The sequence below is a fragment of the Caballeronia grimmiae genome, from assembly GCF_000698555.1.
Taxonomy (GTDB): domain Bacteria; phylum Pseudomonadota; class Gammaproteobacteria; order Burkholderiales; family Burkholderiaceae; genus Caballeronia; species Caballeronia grimmiae.
In genome coordinates this window covers 35,259-49,891 of record NZ_JFHE01000018.1, presented here as the reverse complement: position 1 = coordinate 49,891, position 14,633 = coordinate 35,259, and the positions used below count along the sequence as shown (strand labels likewise).

Annotated in this window: 17 protein-coding genes; 11 read left to right on the top strand and 6 right to left on the bottom strand. The window is 64.2% G+C overall.

Annotated features, from left to right (window positions below; genetic code table 11):
• Positions 1 to 120 precede the first annotated feature (120 nt).
• The 6 genes from BG57_RS18550 to pcaC are packed head-to-tail and all read left to right on the top strand — an operon-like array spanning position 121 to position 5,301.
• Complete coding sequence (locus tag BG57_RS18550) at positions 121 to 813, top strand: 3-oxoacid CoA-transferase subunit A (protein WP_035967068.1); 693 nt, start codon at positions 121 to 123, stop codon at positions 811 to 813.
• Between the two features lie 14 nt (positions 814 to 827).
• A complete protein-coding gene (locus BG57_RS18545; RefSeq protein ID WP_035966997.1) occupies positions 828 to 1,484 on the top strand; it encodes a 3-oxoacid CoA-transferase subunit B in 657 nt (218 codons plus the stop codon).
• Between the two features lie 28 nt (positions 1,485 to 1,512).
• Positions 1,513 to 2,715: a 3-oxoadipyl-CoA thiolase gene (gene pcaF / locus BG57_RS18540; RefSeq protein ID WP_035966996.1), complete on the top strand. Its 1,203-nt coding sequence runs from the start codon at positions 1,513 to 1,515 to the stop codon at positions 2,713 to 2,715.
• Positions 2,716 to 2,719: 4 nt separating this feature from the next.
• On the top strand, positions 2,720 to 4,078 hold the full coding sequence (locus tag BG57_RS18535; protein ID WP_035966994.1) for a 3-carboxy-cis,cis-muconate cycloisomerase: 1,359 nt from the start codon (positions 2,720 to 2,722) through the stop codon (positions 4,076 to 4,078).
• Positions 4,079 to 4,117: 39 nt separating this feature from the next.
• Positions 4,118 to 4,912: a 3-oxoadipate enol-lactonase gene (gene pcaD, locus BG57_RS18530; RefSeq protein WP_035966992.1), complete on the top strand. Its 795-nt coding sequence runs from the start codon at positions 4,118 to 4,120 to the stop codon at positions 4,910 to 4,912.
• The gene (pcaC, locus tag BG57_RS18525; RefSeq protein ID WP_035966990.1) at positions 4,909 to 5,301 is read left to right on the top strand and encodes a 4-carboxymuconolactone decarboxylase; all 393 of its coding nucleotides are present in this window, start codon (positions 4,909 to 4,911) and stop codon (positions 5,299 to 5,301) included. Before pcaD ends, pcaC begins: the two co-directional genes overlap by 4 nt.
• 71 nt (positions 5,302 to 5,372) lie before the next feature.
• Here pcaC and BG57_RS18520 read toward each other — a convergent pair whose 3' ends face one another.
• From BG57_RS18520 to BG57_RS32640, 3 genes are all read right to left on the bottom strand, one after another.
• Complete coding sequence (locus BG57_RS18520) at positions 5,373 to 6,680, bottom strand: DUF3443 domain-containing protein (RefSeq protein ID WP_035966989.1); 1,308 nt, start codon at positions 6,678 to 6,680, stop codon at positions 5,373 to 5,375.
• A 17-nt stretch (positions 6,681 to 6,697) separates the two neighbouring features.
• Positions 6,698 to 7,030: a DUF2844 domain-containing protein gene (locus tag BG57_RS18515; RefSeq protein WP_229753812.1), complete on the bottom strand. Its 333-nt coding sequence runs from the start codon at positions 7,028 to 7,030 to the stop codon at positions 6,698 to 6,700.
• Positions 7,031 to 7,212: 182 nt separating this feature from the next.
• The gene (locus BG57_RS32640; protein ID WP_152562638.1) at positions 7,213 to 7,512 is read right to left on the bottom strand and encodes a hypothetical protein; all 300 of its coding nucleotides are present in this window, start codon (positions 7,510 to 7,512) and stop codon (positions 7,213 to 7,215) included.
• A gap of 96 nt (positions 7,513 to 7,608) precedes the next feature.
• On the opposite strand from BG57_RS32640, the gene bamC reads away from it, so the two are divergent.
• Both bamC and BG57_RS18505 read left to right on the top strand, forming a co-directional pair.
• On the top strand, positions 7,609 to 8,817 hold the full coding sequence (gene bamC / locus BG57_RS18510; RefSeq protein WP_035966987.1) for an outer membrane protein assembly factor BamC: 1,209 nt from the start codon (positions 7,609 to 7,611) through the stop codon (positions 8,815 to 8,817).
• A gap of 471 nt (positions 8,818 to 9,288) precedes the next feature.
• A complete protein-coding gene (locus BG57_RS18505; RefSeq protein ID WP_035966986.1) occupies positions 9,289 to 9,579 on the top strand; it encodes a putative quinol monooxygenase in 291 nt (96 codons plus the stop codon).
• A gap of 23 nt (positions 9,580 to 9,602) precedes the next feature.
• On the opposite strand, the gene BG57_RS18500 is transcribed toward BG57_RS18505, so the two are convergent.
• The 3 genes from BG57_RS18500 to BG57_RS18490 all read right to left on the bottom strand — a co-directional run bounded on the left by BG57_RS18500 (position 9,603) and on the right by BG57_RS18490 (position 12,432).
• Entirely contained in the window at positions 9,603 to 9,863 is a 261-nt protein-coding gene (locus tag BG57_RS18500) for a hypothetical protein (RefSeq protein ID WP_035967067.1), read from the bottom strand.
• 146 nt (positions 9,864 to 10,009) lie between these two features.
• Positions 10,010 to 11,620 carry a malate synthase A gene (aceB, locus tag BG57_RS18495; protein ID WP_035966984.1) on the bottom strand — a complete coding sequence of 537 codons (1,611 nt, stop codon included), beginning with the start codon at positions 11,618 to 11,620 and terminating at the stop codon, positions 10,010 to 10,012.
• A 65-nt stretch (positions 11,621 to 11,685) separates the two neighbouring features.
• Positions 11,686 to 12,432 (bottom strand): haloacid dehalogenase type II, encoded by a 747-nt coding sequence (locus BG57_RS18490; RefSeq protein ID WP_052005882.1) that lies wholly within the window; start codon positions 12,430 to 12,432, stop codon positions 11,686 to 11,688.
• A gap of 139 nt (positions 12,433 to 12,571) precedes the next feature.
• Between BG57_RS18490 and BG57_RS18485 the strand changes: the two genes are divergently transcribed.
• The 3 genes from BG57_RS18485 (at position 12,572) to BG57_RS18475 (ending at position 14,608) form a co-directional block, all read left to right on the top strand.
• Positions 12,572 to 13,477 carry a LysR family transcriptional regulator gene (locus tag BG57_RS18485; RefSeq protein WP_035966983.1) on the top strand — a complete coding sequence of 302 codons (906 nt, stop codon included), beginning with the start codon at positions 12,572 to 12,574 and terminating at the stop codon, positions 13,475 to 13,477.
• A 346-nt stretch (positions 13,478 to 13,823) separates the two neighbouring features.
• Positions 13,824 to 14,006 (top strand): hypothetical protein, encoded by a 183-nt coding sequence (locus tag BG57_RS18480; RefSeq protein WP_152562637.1) that lies wholly within the window; start codon positions 13,824 to 13,826, stop codon positions 14,004 to 14,006.
• A gap of 167 nt (positions 14,007 to 14,173) precedes the next feature.
• Positions 14,174 to 14,608, top strand: a complete 435-nt coding sequence (locus BG57_RS18475) for a universal stress protein (RefSeq protein ID WP_035966981.1) — start codon at positions 14,174 to 14,176, stop codon at positions 14,606 to 14,608.
• Positions 14,609 to 14,633 lie beyond the last annotated feature (25 nt).

Here is a 14,633-nt window from a genome sequence, read left to right as displayed (position 1 = left end):
CCGATGCAAGAGGGCAAAGCAGCGGGTATACCCCGGCTTAGAGCGCGAAATGCGCGCTGACGGCTTCACAAGGCGATGACCACGGCGACGAGCCGGTTCTCGTCACAGGAGAACAACGCAATGATCAACAAGATTTTCGATTCGCTCGCGGCGGCGGTGGCCGACGTCCACGATGGCGCGACCATCATGATCGGCGGTTTCGGCACGGCGGGCATGCCGTCCGAGCTGATCGACGCGCTCATCGAGCAGGGCGCGCGTGAACTGACCATCGTCAACAATAATGCAGGCAACGGCGATACGGGCCTCGCCGCGCTGCTCAACGCGAAGCGCGTGCGCAAGATCATCTGCTCGTTTCCGCGCCAGACCGATTCGCACGTGTTCGACGCGCTGTACCGCGCCGGCGAAATCGAGCTCGAACTCGTGCCGCAAGGCAATCTCGCCGAGCGCATTCGCGCGGCGGGCGCGGGCATCGGCGGATTCTTCACGCCGACCGGTTACGGCACCAAGCTCGCCGAAGGTAAGGAAACGCGCGAAATCGACGGCAAGCATTACGTGCTCGAATCGCCGCTCCATGCCGACTTCGCGCTCGTGAAGGCATATAAGGGCGACCGCTGGGGCAATCTGGTCTATCGTAAAACGGCGCGCAACTTCGGGCCGATCATGGCGAGCGCCGCGAAGACGGCCATCGTCCAGGTGTCGAAAGTCGTGCCGCTCGGCGAGCTGGACCCTGAAAACATCGTGACGCCGGGCATTTTTGTCCAGCGCGTCGTGGAAGTGCCGCAAGCGGTGCATCAAGCTGAACTCGCTGCCTGAAAGGACGAAAAGCCATGAAGAAACTGACTCGTGACGAAATGGCCAAGCGCGTGGCCGCGGACATTCCGGAAGGCGCGTACGTGAACCTCGGCATCGGCGTGCCGACGCTCGTCGCCAATCATCTCGCGGCGGATCGCGAAATCTTTCTGCACAGCGAAAACGGCCTGCTCGGCATGGGCCCCGCGCCCGCGAAGGGCGAGGAAGACGACGAGCTGATCAATGCCGGCAAGCAGCACGTGACGCTGCTGACGGGCGGCGCGTTCTTCCATCACGCGGATTCCTTCGCGATGATGCGCGGCGGCCACCTCGATTTCTGCGTGCTCGGCGCGTTTCAGGTGTCCGCCCAGGGCGACCTTGCGAACTGGCACACCGGCGCGCCCGACGCGATTCCGGCTGTCGGCGGCGCGATGGATCTCGCCATCGGCGCAAAGCAGGTCTACGTGATGATGGAACTGCTCACCAAGCAAGGCGAGAGCAAGCTCGTGGCCGAGTGTTCCTATCCGGTGACGGGCGTGCAGTGCGTGGACCGCGTCTATACCGACCTCGCCGTGTTCGACGTGACGCCGGAAGGCTTCGTCGTGCGCGAGATCGTCGACGGCCTGTCGTTCGATGAATTGCAGAAGCTCGCCAAGGTCCCGCTGCAGTACGCGCCGATTTCCGAAGCAGCCTGAGAGACATTACACAGAACTGGAGCAACCGATGAAAGAAGCATTCGTATGTGATGCGATCCGCACGCCGATCGGCCGTTATGCGGGCGCGCTGTCGTCCGTGCGTGCCGACGATCTCGGCGCGGTGCCGCTGCGCGCGCTCGTCGAGCGCAACAAGGAAGTGGACTGGGAAGCGGTCGAGGAAGTGATCTACGGCTGCGCGAATCAGGCGGGCGAGGACAATCGCAACGTCGCGCGCATGTCGGCGCTGCTCGCCGGGCTGCCGGTCGGCACGCCGGGATCGACGGTCAACCGCCTGTGCGGTTCGGGCATGGATGCAATCGGCATCGCGGCGCGTGCGGTCAAGTCGGGTGAAGCGGGATTGCTGATCGCGGGCGGCGTCGAAAGCATGAGCCGCGCGCCCTTCGTGATGGGCAAGGCCGCGACTGCGTTCTCGCGTCAGGCCGAGATTTTCGATACGACCATCGGCTGGCGCTTCGTCAATCCGCTGATGAAGAAGCAATACGGCGTCGATTCGATGCCCGAAACTGCCGAGAACGTCGCCGACGATTACAAGGTGAGCCGCGCCGATCAGGACGCGTTCGCGCTGCGCTCGCAGCAGAAGGCATCCCGTGCGCAGAAGGACGGCACGCTCGCGCAGGAAATCACGCCAGTCACGATCCCGCAGAAAAAAGGCGATGCGATCGTCGTCACGCAGGACGAGCATCCGCGCGAAACGACGCTCGAAGCGCTCGCGAAGCTGAAGGGCGTCGTGCGTCCCGACGGCTCGGTGACCGCGGGCAACGCGTCGGGCGTTAACGACGGCGCGGTCGCGATGCTGATCGCCGACGAGGAAAGCGCGAAGCGTCACGGCCTCACGCCGCGCGCGCGCATTCTCGGCATGGCGACGGCGGGCGTGCCGCCGCGCGTCATGGGTATCGGTCCGGCGCCGGCGTCGCAAAAGCTGCTCGCGCGCTTGGGGCTGACCATCGACCAGATGGATGTGATCGAGCTGAACGAAGCGTTCGCGTCGCAAGGGCTCGCGGTGCTGCGCATGCTCGGCGTCGCGGACGACGATGCCCGCGTCAATCCGAACGGCGGCGCAATCGCGCTCGGTCATCCGCTGGGCGCGTCGGGCGCGCGGCTCGTGACGGCGGCGACGTACCAGCTGCATCGCACCGGTGGCCGCTACGCGCTTTGCACGATGTGCATCGGCGTGGGGCAAGGCATCGCGATGATCATCGAGCGGGTCTGATCGCATGTTCTCATCGACCGGCCGGCTCACCGATCTGATCTGCGGCAACGCCGAAGCCAACGCGGTGTGGTCGCCGCGCGCGACCGTCCAGGCGATGCTCGACGTCGAAGCGGCGCTCGCGCGGGCATCGGCGAAAGCGGGCGTGATTCCGGCGAACGCCGTCGATGCGATCGTCGCCGCGTGCAACGCCGACCACATCGACGCCGCCGCGCTGATGACCGGCGCGGCCGCCGGCGGCAACCTCGCGATTCCGCTCGTCAAGCAACTGACGGCCGTCGTGAAGGCACGCGACGAACAAGCCGCGAAGTACGTGCACTGGGGCGCGACGAGCCAGGACATCATCGATACGGGCGTCGTGCTGCAGCTTCGCGCCGCGCTCTATCTGATCGATGCCGATCTGCGCGAGCTGGCCGCGTCGCTTGCCACGCAGGCGCAGACGCATCGCGCCACGCCGATGATCGGCCGCACCTGGCTGCAGCAGGCGCTGCCGATCACGCTCGGCCTGAAGTTCGCGCAATGGCTCGATGCGATTACGCGCCATCGCGCGCGACTCGCCGAGTTGCGTAGCCGCGCGCTGGTGCTGCAGTTCGGCGGGGCGGCGGGCACGCTCGCGAGCCTTCGCGACAAGGCGCTGCCGACCGCGCAGGCGCTTGCCGATGACCTTGGCCTGCCACTGCCCGCGCTGCCGTGGCATACGCAGCGCGATCGCATCGCGGAAGCCGCATCGTTTCTCGGCATGCTGACGGGCACGCTCGGCAAGATCGCCCGCGACATCTCGCTGATGATGCAGACGGAACTCGGCGAAGTGGCCGAACCGGCGGCGGCGGGCAAGGGCGGTTCGTCGACGATGCCGCACAAGCGCAACCCCGTGGGCTGCGCGGCGGTGCTGACGGCCGCGACGCGCGCGCCGAACCTCGTCGCGACGGTCTTCGCCGGCATGGTGCACGAGCACGAACGCGCGCTCGGCGGCTGGCAGGCCGAATGGGACGCGCTGCCCGATCTGGCGCGGCTGACCGCCGGGGCGCTCGCGAACGTGAAGGGCATCGTGCCGGGGCTGGAAGTGAACGCCGATCGCCTTGCGGCGAACTTGAACGCGACGAACGGACTCGTGCTCGGCGAAGCGGTGATGCTCGCGCTCGGCGACGCCATCGGCCGGCTGGATGCGCACAAGCTGGTCGAGGGCGCGTCGAAGGCAGCGGTCGCGAACGGCCAGTCGCTGTACGACGTGCTCGCCGCCGATGAAACCGTCGCCCGCCATCTGTCGCCCGAGCAATTGAAGCCCTTGCTCGATCCGGCCAATTACGTCGGTCAGGCGCAAGCCTTCGTCGATGCGGCGCTCGACCAGTATCGCGCGAGCGCCTGACGGCGCCTGCGCCATTCAACAAGAAGGAGCACCATCAACATGCCACTCGCTGCTGTCAACGGAACCCGCATTCACTATCGCATCGATTCGACCGCCGGCGACGATGCGCCGTGGCTCGTCCTGTCGAACTCGCTCGGCGCGGACGTATCGATGTGGACGCCGCAGATCGAAGCGTTCGCGAAGCAGTATCGCGTCGTGCGCTACGACACGCGCGGCCACGGTCATTCCGACGCGCCGCAAGGCCCGTACACCATCGACCAGCTGATCGGCGATGTCATCGGCCTGATGGATCATCTCGGCATCGAACGCGCGCATTACTGCGGCTTGTCGATGGGCGGGCTGACCGGCATCGGCCTCGCCGCGCGCCATCCGCAGCGGCTCTCGCGCGTCGTGCTGTCGAACACGGCGGCGCTGATCGGTTCCGACGCCGTGTGGACGCCGCGCGCCGCGAAAGCACGCGAAGCAGGCGGCATGGCCGCGCTCACCGATGCCGTCATCGCGCGCTGGTTCACCGCGCCGTTCATGGAGCGCGAGCAGCTTGCGCTCGCCAACATTCGCGACGTCTTCCGCCACACATCGGGCGACGGCTACGCGTCGAACTGCGAAGCCATCCGCGACGCCGACCTGCGCGACGAAGCGAAGACCATCGCGCTGCCGGTGCTCGTGATCGCGGGCACGCACGACCTCTCGACGACTGCCGAGCAGGGCCGTGAACTGGCGGCGTACATCAATGGCTCGCGCTACGTCGAACTGGACGCGGCGCATCTGTCGAACATCGAGAAGCGCGATGCGTACACGCGCGCCGTGCTCGACTTCCTCGGAGAAGCACAATGACTGACGACGAACGTTACGAAGCGGGCATGAACGTGCGCCGCGCGGTGCTGTCGGACGCGCACGTGGACCGCTCGCTTGCGAATCGCACGGAACTGACGACCGAGTTTCAGAACTTCATCACGCGCTATGCATGGGGCGAAATCTGGACGCGCGATGGTTTGCCGCGCCATACGCGCAGCCTCATCACCATTGCGATGATGGTCGCGCTCAATCGCAGCGAAGAGCTCGCGCTGCACCTGCGCGCCGCGAAGAACAACGGCGTGACGCAGGACGAGATCAAGGAAGTGCTGCTGCAAACGGCGGTGTATTGCGGCGTGCCGGCGGCGAACTCGGCATTCCATCTTGCGCAGAAGATTTTCGACGAGGAAAGCAAGGCGGGCGGGCAATAAAGGCTCGGGCGGATCGTCAGGTTCGCCGGGAAAGCCGTCTTTCGAGGGATCGAAAGACGGCTTTTGCACGTCTAGAACGCGTAGTACGGCCCGGTTCCCGCTGGCGTCGGACGCCCTTCGAGCGCGGTGAACACGCGCCTGCCGTAGAAGAACGGCAGTCCCCAATCGAAGAAGCCGTTCGCGGGTCCGGCCAGATTGTTGAAAGCGTAATTGCTGGTGGCAAAGAGCGTGGTCGACTTCGCGACACTGAAGGACACGCCGGCGGTGACGCCCGTCATCGAAATGAGGGTTGCGCTCAGCCCCTGCGGCGTCGCCGGGCAGAACCACGCCCCGCAGGTCGCGAGCGTCGCGGAGGGAAAAAACAGGCCGTTCGAGCCGCTATCGATGAAGCTCGATCCGTACTGGTTGCCGCTGAAGCTCGTCGACACATAGCCCGTGATCGAGTTGGACTTCAGCACCGTCGCGGCGCCGAGCAGGTTGTTCGCCTGCGATCCGATGCCGAAGGTCATCGTCCCCGCCACCGACGATGCGCCCTCCGGCGGCACCGCCGGCAATTCAATCAGCACACCGTTGTTGTCGGCGGCGAAGCGCGCGATCGGATTCGTCACTTGCTGCGCGGTCGCGAGCGTGCTTGCGGTGCATCCGGCTGAGGTGCAGCTGTAGTACCAGCGCGGCATCGCGGAATTCGCGCAGCCGCCGCCGCAATCGGCGGTGAACGGGCCGACGCCGAGAATGCCGTTGCCACGGAGCTTCGATGCATCGAGCATCGGCAGGCCCGACTGGCTGCAATCGGTCGCCGCGCCGGGCACGGCGGAATCGGCGATCAACTGGACCGATGTCGAACTCGCGAGTTGGCCGGCGAGGCGGATGTCGGCCTGCCGCACCGCGCCCCACGTATAGCCGGAGCCGAACACGGAGCATTCCGCCATTACCGTGCTCGCCGCGTTGCCCGCGACGAGCGGCAGTGCGATCGACGGATCGAGCGCCGATGCAAGAACCAGGAGTCCCTGCGAGCCGGTATCGACCTGAATGTTGTCGATGGTCTGGCATTTATCGGTGCCGGGCGCGCACAGCGTCACGCTCGTCTGCAGCATATTGCGTGTGCTGGTGCTGGTGGCGGTCGCGGCGACGCGGATTGGTTGCACGTTCGGCGTCGTCGACTGCACGACGACGTCGCTGGCCGGGGCGGGGGCGCTTGCTGTCACGGGCGCGCTCGCCGGAACCGGCGTGCTGGCGGTGGCGGGCGCGCTTGCGGTGGCCGGTGCGCTGGCAGGCGCTGCCGTGCTGGCGCCGGAACTGCTGCCGCCACCGCCGCCGCATCCGTGAAGCAGGACGCACAGCGCAATGGCGGCAGCGGAAGAGAGCTTGCGGATGGTCATGTCTGGTCTCCCCGCGCTCATTCGATATCCGTCGCTGACACCCCTGACGGCAACGCGCTCGCGAGCCACGCGCGGCCGCTGAACTCGCGCAGCCGCGTGTGGTTCTCGACGACGAGGTCGCCGTCCGCGACGCGCGCCATGTGCAGGCCGGCATCGCCCGCGGACGCGCTCGCGCCGTCCCTGAAGCGCTGGAAATACGCGCCGAGGAGCGTGTGCACGTCGGGCATTGCGGGCCCGCGCCAGGACACCGCGTACACCGCGCCCGTAGCATCGACGTACTGACGCACGACGATTCCGTGCGCGTCTGTCGTCTCGCGATAGGTCACGAGCCCGCTTTCGGAACGATGCATGACGGTTCCATCGGAAGCATCCGCGGCGCTCCTCGTCGCGCCGAGCTGTGCATGGGAAAGCGAGCTTGCGCTCAACAGGATGGTCATCGCGATGGCGGCCCCGGCCATCTGATGAGGATGTCTTATTTTTTGCACTCTCTTCTCCGACTTCTTGGGATTATTCCTATTTTTGAGATTCGATTCTAAGAGGAATTTGTCGCCCAACGATACGGGCGGGCCGCGTCGCCCGTTCGACTGAAAATGATCGCGGCCGGGAAAGAAGCGCCTGAAAACAAGGCTTTGCGCGAGTCCGGCAGAGCGGCGCGACGATTGTCTCGAATGTCATAAATTGTCAAAATGAAGCGGCGTGCATGATTCATCAAACCGTGCAGTGAATCACGAACTTGAGCAGTGACTTCAGACGTTGCCGACGGCCAATCGCTTGTATTCGGCAGTTGACGAAGCTCAGTGTCCGGCGAGACGAACGCGCCACGCGCGGGCATTCGACGCCTCTTTTTGCACGGCGGTCCGCCGGACCGGTAAAATGCTGGGTTGATCCACGGACAAACCCCGTGGCGTAGCGGAAGGACTTTCCAGACATGACAGATTTTCGTGTGACCAAGCGGATGGCTGCGCTTTTTACGGTGGCCGGGATCGTGGCGGGCTGCGGCACTTCCTCGCCCACCGCGATCAACTACAAGAGCGATCAGCGCTCGAAGCAGTCGTCGCTCGCCATTCCGCCGAACCTTCTCGACGAAGCGGGCGATCAGCGTTCGCTGCCGCCGCAAAGCGGGCAGGCATCGCTTTCCGACCTCCAGCAGGTTCAGAAAGTCGCGCCCAATGCGCCCACTGTGGTGCCGCCCGTATCGGGCATGCGCATTCAGCGCGACGGCGCGGAACGCTGGCTCGTCGTCGACGGCCGTACGCCGGACCAGGTCTGGCCGCAAATCCGCCGCTTCTGGCAAGAGCAGGGGTTTCTGCTGGTCGTCGATTCGCGCGACAAGGGCGTGATGGAAACCGACTGGAACGAAACGCATCCGCAGATTTCGGACGGGCTGATCCGCGACACGCTCGCGAAGGCCACCGGCAACTCGTATGTCACCGCCGAGCGCAACAAGTACCGCACGCGTCTCGAAGCCGCGCCGAGCGGCGGCACGTACGTGTTCATCAGCCAGAAGGGCATGCGCGAGGCGCTCACGGGCGTCAACAACGATTCGAGCCAGTGGCAGGCGCGGCCCAACGATCCCGCGCTGGAAAACGAATATCTGAAGCGGCTGATGTCGTCACTGGCGTTGGCGGATTCGCGGACGGCATCGGGCGCGGCGGACGCGGGCGCGCAATCGGCTAACGCAGCCAACGCACAGCCCGCCAAGAGCGGCGATTCGAAGGCCGCCGCGGCGGTGGCTGCGCAGAACGCGGCCAACGCCGGCAACAGCGCGATCCGCAACGAAGCGGTGCCGGAAGCGGCATCGTCGCAACTGACGCTGCCCGAAGCGTATGACCGCGCGTGGTTGCGCGTGGGCATCGCGCTGGATCGCGCGAGCTTCACGGTCGACGATCGCGACCGCGCACGTGGCGTCTATTACGTGCGCTACGTGGACCCCAACGACAAGTCCGCGCGCGAGCAAGGCTTCTGGAGCCAGGTTTTCCACGGCCGCAAGGAAATCGTCGCGAAGCAGTATCAGGTCAACGTGCGCGCGATCACCGAAGGGCAGACGCGCGTCGCCATCGTCGATGACAAGGGCGAACTGGATGCTTCGCCGCAAGCGCGTCAGATCATGGCGCTTCTCGCCGGTCAGATCAGCTAAACCGCTGGCGTCGATACCAACGTTGTATCGCGTGCAAACCGCCTCTCAATGAGGCGGTTTTTTTCGCGTTGTATTCACCGCGTGCGAACTCGCGAATTGCAGTTGCGCTACGAAGCCGGGCGCGCCTGATATAAACCGCACACATATATTGCGCTGACGATTGTTTCTATCGTCGAATGTGCGCAATAGCTTATAAAAATTGGCGCGCGACCATTACATTGCGTGCATGGCGAGACGACTGCGCCGCGCGGCCTTGGCAAAGCCGTAATCGAAACAACTATCCCGAACAATGGCTCGTCACGCGAGCCCCGATGGCCCCGTCGCCTATCCTCGTAGGGCGACGGCTTTCGCCCGCGCTTCTAAAAAAGCGCGGGCTTTTTCTTGTCATGACGATATGCGCTTCAGGCAGTTTTTCTGGCGCGCGTTTATGCTTCGGTTTTAACGTTTTACTGAAAACAAGGAGAGTCGCTCGTGCAAGAAGTCGCCGTCGTTGCTATTTTTGTCGCCAAGCAGGGTAAGGAAGAAGAACTCAGACAGTTGGCCGAAGCCAACATCGAGCCGACGCGCCAGGAGGCCGGCGCGCTGCAATACGACCTGCATCGGGATATCAAGGAGCCGCGCCGCTTTATTTTCGTCGAACGCTGGGAAAGCGAAGCCGCGCTCGAAGAGCACGGCAAGACGGCGCATATCCAGGCGTTTCGCGCAAAGGCGCCCGAATTCGTCGAGCACGGCGAAGTGCATGTCGCAAGCAAACTGCTATGACGACGCAGCGCTAAGACTCAGGCTTAATGTGTGGCCTGCGGGACGTCGAGAATGAGGATGATGGTCCAGTCCGCCTCGCCGTCATGGTGATACTGACGTTCCGCCACGATGAACGGCTGCTGCTTTCCGTCCGGCCCAAGGAAAAGCACGTCGCCTTCCATTGGCAGGCATTCGATCGGCGGCAGCGCCAGAAATGCGTCCTTATCGGCGTTGCGGGGCATCAGTTTTTCGATCTTGCGCGATGCCGCGTCGGTCCATTCGATATCGAGCTGGATATTGCTCATGCTGTCGTTCGCACGGTGAGTGCGCTCCACGGTTGAATCGTTGAAAAAGACGATGCGCAATGTAGCACACGCCGTGCGCTCTCCGTGACGCGACTCTCATGGACGAACGGCCCGCGGGCCGTTCACCGTGCGCAGCAACCCCGCGATCAGATTTCTTCGTAAAGCGGCAGCGTCAGAAACTCGGTGAATTGCTCCGACGTCGACATGGTCTCGAAAATCTTCGCGGCGCGCTCATACGGCTTCGTGTCGCTTCCCGAGCCGCCGACGCTCAACTTCACCTTCTCCAGTTCGTCGATGACGATCTCGCGCACCATCGACGCCGTGACCTTGCGGCCGTCGTCCAGTTTGCCCTTCGGCGAGCGAATCCACTGCCACACCTGCGAGCGCGAGATTTCGGCGGTCGCGGCGTCTTCCATCAGGTTGTGAATCGGCACGCAGCCATTGCCAGCAAGCCACGATCCGAGATAGTGGATGCCGACGTTCACGTTGTTGCGCAGGCCCGTTTCGGTGATCGGCGCTTCGGGGCGGAAATCGAGGAGATCGTGCGCCGTCACCTGCACGTCGTCGCGCTGTTTGCCGATCTGGTTCGGCTTGTCGCCGAGCACCTTGACGAACTCTTCCATCGCGATCGGTACGAGTCCCGGATGCGCGACCCAGCCGCCGTCGTAGCCGTCGGTGGCGTCGCGGGCCTTGTCGGCGCGGACGCCGCCCATCGCCTTGTCGTTCGCGGCGGGATCGTTCTTGATCGGAATCAGCGCGGCCATGCCGCCGATGGCCGGCGCGTTGCGCCTGTGGCACGTCTTGAGCAATTGCAGCGCGTAGGCGCGCATGAACGGCACCGTCATCGTGATCTGCGAGCGGTCCGCGAGGCAGAAGTCCGGATCGTTCTTGAACTTCTTGATCGCCGAGAAGATGTAATCCCAGCGGCCTGCGTTCAGCCCGGAGCTATGTTCGCGCAACTCGTACAGGATTTCGTCCATCTCGAAAGCGGCGAGGATGGTTTCGACGAGCACGGTCGCGCGAATCGTGCCCCGCGCGATGCCGATGCTTTCCTGCGCCGCGACGAAAACGTCGTTCCACAGGCGCGCTTCGAGATGGCTTTCCATCTTCGGCAGATAGAAGTACGGGCCGCTGCCGCGTGCGACCAGTTCCTTCGCGTTGTGGAACAGGAAGAGGGCGAAGTCGAAGATGCCGCCGGAGACGCGCTGGCCGTCGACGGTCACGTGCTTTTCATCGAGATGCCAGCCACGCGGGCGCACGATCAGCGTCGCGACCTTGTCGTTCAGCTTGTACGACTTGCCGTTCTGTTCCAGCGAGATCGTGCGGCGCACGGCTTCCTTCAAGTTGATCTGACCGGCAATCTGGTTTTCCCAGACGGGCGCGTTCGAATCTTCGAAGTCGGTCATGTACGAATCGGCGCCGGAATTGAGCGCGTTGATGATCATCTTGCGTTCGACCGGCCCCGTAATTTCCACGCGACGGCACTGCAGATCCTGCGGCAGCGGCGCGACAGTCCAGTCGCCATCGCGGATGGCCTTCGTTTCTTCGAGGAAGCCGGGACGCTCGCCCGCATCGAGCCGCTTCGTCCGTTCGATGCGCGCGGCCAGCACTTCCTGACGGCGCGGCTCGAAGCGGCGATGCAGCATCGCGACGAAGGCGAGCGCCTCCGGCGTGAGGATCGTTTCGAAGCCGGACTGTATATCGGCCGAGATTGCCATGCCTTCGGGCAGCGAGAGCGGATTCGACGTTTGCGTCATGTGTTTTCTCCTTGGTCGGTCAGACGGTCTTGCGTGGTGGTTTTACTTTCAATGCGATGCGGCGCTCACGGCCTTTCGATGAACGCGACGAGTTCGCTCATGTCGCGTCCTTCCCGATCCGGCCCGACGCCGAGGTTCTCGACTGGCAGGGCGGCGCGGTTGAGCCAGAACGTCGTGTAGCCGAACCACGCCGCGCCGGCGACGTCCCATCCGTTCGACGACACGAACACGATCTCGCGCGCCGCCGCTCGGGCGATGCCGAAGGCGTGCGTGCCGAGGTCATAGGCGCGGGCATCGGGTTTGTACGCGCGGACGGCATCGACGGAGAGGACGTGATCGAACAGGCCCGTCATGCCGGCGCTCTTCACGGCGATGTCGAGCATCGGCGGATTGCCGTTGGACAGGATCGCGAGCGGAAGGCCGAAGCGCTCGCGCAGTGCGTCGAGTGCGGGCAGCGCGTCCGGGAACGCGGACAGGCACGCGTATTCGTCCATCAGACGCTTTTCGGCGGCGCTCGTCAGCGCATGCGTCAAACCGAGGCGCGCGGCGGCATGGCGCAGCGCGTCGATCGTGATGTCCCAGAACGGAACGTAGCGACCGCCGGACGGATCGGCGAGCGTGCGCAGTTGCGTGTATTCGATCTGCTTCTGGCGCCAGAGCTGCGAAAGCGCGCTGCCGTTGCCGGGAAATAGCTGCTCGGCGGCCGCGATGACGGAATGCACGTCGAAGAGCGTGCCGTAAGCGTCGAAGATAACGGCTCGGGGAAGTCCGGACGAACCGGATGACGATGCGTGTGTCGTTATGGCCGACATAGCCTTGCGCTCCTGGAAGAGGTCGGGACGAATTCTATTGGTGATCGAACTGATGGAAAAAGCATCGCCGGATCACTTGATCTTTTACTTTTAGACACCTAATCTGTGCCCGGACATCGGGTATCGAAAAAGAAAACGCATGGATCGGTTCAAGCAGATTGAGACGTTCGCGGCCGTCGCCGCGAAGGGCAGTCTTTCGGCTGCGGCGCAGGCGGAAGGCATTGCGCCTGCTGTCATCGGCCGGCGAATCGATGCACTGGAGGAACGCCTCGGCGTAAAGCTGCTCGTCCGCACGACGCGCAAGATCACGCTGACGTTCGAAGGATCGGCGTTTCTCGAAGACTGTCAGCGCATCATCAACGACATGCAGAACGCGGAAGCGAGCGTGTCGGCGGGCGGCGTCAAGGCGAGCGGGCATTTGCGCGTCTCCGCGCCGGCTGGCTTTGGCCGGCGTCATGTCGCGCCGCTCGTGCCGAAGTTCACGACGCTGCATCCCGATGTGTCCGTCAGTCTCGATTTGACCGACCGCATGGTCGACCTCGTCAACGAGGGCTTCGATTGCGCGGTGCGGCTCGGGGAACTGCCGGATTCGTCGCTCGTGTCGCTGAAGCTCGGCGAGAACCGGCGCGTGTGCGTCGCGTCGCCGGACTATCTGGCGAAACGCGGCAAGCCGACGAATCTGGCTGCGCTCGCGCATCACAATTGCCTTGCGCTGGGGGCGTCGGCGAATCAGCAGCGTGGCTGGATGTTTCAGCAGGACGGCAAAGTCGTGACGATCAAGGTATCCGGCACGATGGAATGCTCGGACGGCGCGGTGCTTCACGAATGGTGCCTGGAAGGTCGCGGGCTCGCGTGGCGATCGTGGTGGGAAGTGGGCGAGGATATCCGCGCTGGACGGCTCGTGAGCGTGCTCGATGCGTTCGCCGCACCGCCTATCGGCATCCATGCGGTGTTTCCTCAGCGCCGGCATTTGCCGTTGCGCGTACGGCTGTTTCTCGATCTGCTCAAGCATACGTACCACGCTTCGGGGTATTGGGGGGAGTAGGTTGTCCGGGTGAGGAGGGTGGATCTGGCTTCTCGGTCAGCGGAATTGCTACGGAATCCTATCGGCAGACTGAAGGTCGACGCATTGGGCTAGGTTTGCTGATTGCGTGCTTGCTGGCGTCTGCGATTTCGAACGGCAAAAGTCATGCAATCGCGGCGCGCTTGGAACTGGTCCTGCTTGGCTTGCCGATCCGCTCAGGCCGCGATGGTAGAAAGCGGTTCGCGCTACACGCGCCTGCAAGTGACTAAAGACGCGCTCGACGACTGCATTACGGCGCAAGTTGGACGTTCTGCGCGCGGTCATCGCGAAAGCCTCGCTGGATGTGCACGAGGCCGTCGAACAGATCGTGAATCGCTTCGACCTGTTCGTGCTGCGTCGTTATCGAAAACACGGCGACGCGCAGCGTCGATCAATTCCGTTCGATAAGTCCCCGGCCAAGCGGCGCGCGCCGACGCTGGCGCGCGTCCAACGCACGGCAGGCGCCGATTTCTCGCAATCGATCCCTTCTCTTCGCGATGGATTCAGCTAGCCGATCTCTCCCATTGGCGCTTGTCCATTTCAACAAACACCGGTTCGAAAGCGAAGGCGTTCAGGCACAGCCCCCTGCGTCGCACCGGCCAACGCATATGAACCTGTCGCGCGGTCCCCTGCCTGACTACAATTGAACCGTGCCCCGACGTTCCGAAGGAGGACGCCATGTTCAAGCACATCCTCGTACCGACCGACGGCTCCGAGCTGTCGCAGAAAGCCATCGACGGCGCCATCGATCTCGCGCAGTCCGTCGGCGCACGCATCACCGCGTACGCGTGCCTGCCGCAGTATCCATACTCCCCGTTCGCCGATGTCGCCGTCGAGCCGCCCGACGACTTCCACGCCCGCGCCGATCGCGAAGCGCGCGAACACCTGCGCGCCGTCGAACGCGCGGCTGAAAGCGCCGGCGTTCCGTGTGCGAGCGTGACGAGCATCGAAGCCGCGCCGTACATCGGCATCATCGACGCGGCAGAACAGAACGGCTGCGACGTGATCCTGATGGCTTCGCACGGCCGTCGCGGGCTCGGAAGTCTGCTGATCGGCAGCGAAACCCAGCGCGTGCTCACGCATACCAAGATTCCGGTCATCGTGTACCGATGATGTCGTCGAGCGGCGGCCGCGACGC

What these genes read in the sequence shown, in the direction of transcription:
- BG57_RS18545 (WP_035966997.1), top strand. Translation starts at nt 828, where the DNA reads ATGAAGAAACTGACTCGTGACGAAATGGCCAAGCGCGTGGCCGCGGAC.
- BG57_RS32640 (WP_152562638.1), bottom strand. Translation starts at nt 7,512, where the DNA reads ATGCCCGCGCGTGGCGCGTTCGTCTCGCCGGACACTGAGCTTCGTCAA.
- pcaD (WP_035966992.1), top strand. Translation starts at nt 4,118, where the DNA reads ATGCCACTCGCTGCTGTCAACGGAACCCGCATTCACTATCGCATCGAT.
- BG57_RS18550 (WP_035967068.1), top strand. Translation starts at nt 121, where the DNA reads ATGATCAACAAGATTTTCGATTCGCTCGCGGCGGCGGTGGCCGACGTC.
- pcaF (WP_035966996.1), top strand. Translation starts at nt 1,513, where the DNA reads ATGAAAGAAGCATTCGTATGTGATGCGATCCGCACGCCGATCGGCCGT.
- BG57_RS18535 (WP_035966994.1), top strand. Translation starts at nt 2,720, where the DNA reads ATGTTCTCATCGACCGGCCGGCTCACCGATCTGATCTGCGGCAACGCC.
- BG57_RS18520 (WP_035966989.1), bottom strand. Translation starts at nt 6,680, where the DNA reads ATGACCATCCGCAAGCTCTCTTCCGCTGCCGCCATTGCGCTGTGCGTC.
- BG57_RS18485 (WP_035966983.1), top strand. Translation starts at nt 12,572, where the DNA reads ATGGATCGGTTCAAGCAGATTGAGACGTTCGCGGCCGTCGCCGCGAAG.
- pcaC (WP_035966990.1), top strand. Translation starts at nt 4,909, where the DNA reads ATGACTGACGACGAACGTTACGAAGCGGGCATGAACGTGCGCCGCGCG.
- BG57_RS18500 (WP_035967067.1), bottom strand. Translation starts at nt 9,863, where the DNA reads ATGAGCAATATCCAGCTCGATATCGAATGGACCGACGCGGCATCGCGC.
- bamC (WP_035966987.1), top strand. Translation starts at nt 7,609, where the DNA reads ATGACAGATTTTCGTGTGACCAAGCGGATGGCTGCGCTTTTTACGGTG.
- aceB (WP_035966984.1), bottom strand. Translation starts at nt 11,620, where the DNA reads ATGACGCAAACGTCGAATCCGCTCTCGCTGCCCGAAGGCATGGCAATC.
- BG57_RS18475 (WP_035966981.1), top strand. Translation starts at nt 14,174, where the DNA reads ATGTTCAAGCACATCCTCGTACCGACCGACGGCTCCGAGCTGTCGCAG.
- BG57_RS18515 (WP_229753812.1), bottom strand. Translation starts at nt 7,030, where the DNA reads ATGCATCGTTCCGAAAGCGGGCTCGTGACCTATCGCGAGACGACAGAC.
- BG57_RS18490 (WP_052005882.1), bottom strand. Translation starts at nt 12,432, where the DNA reads ATGTCGGCCATAACGACACACGCATCGTCATCCGGTTCGTCCGGACTT.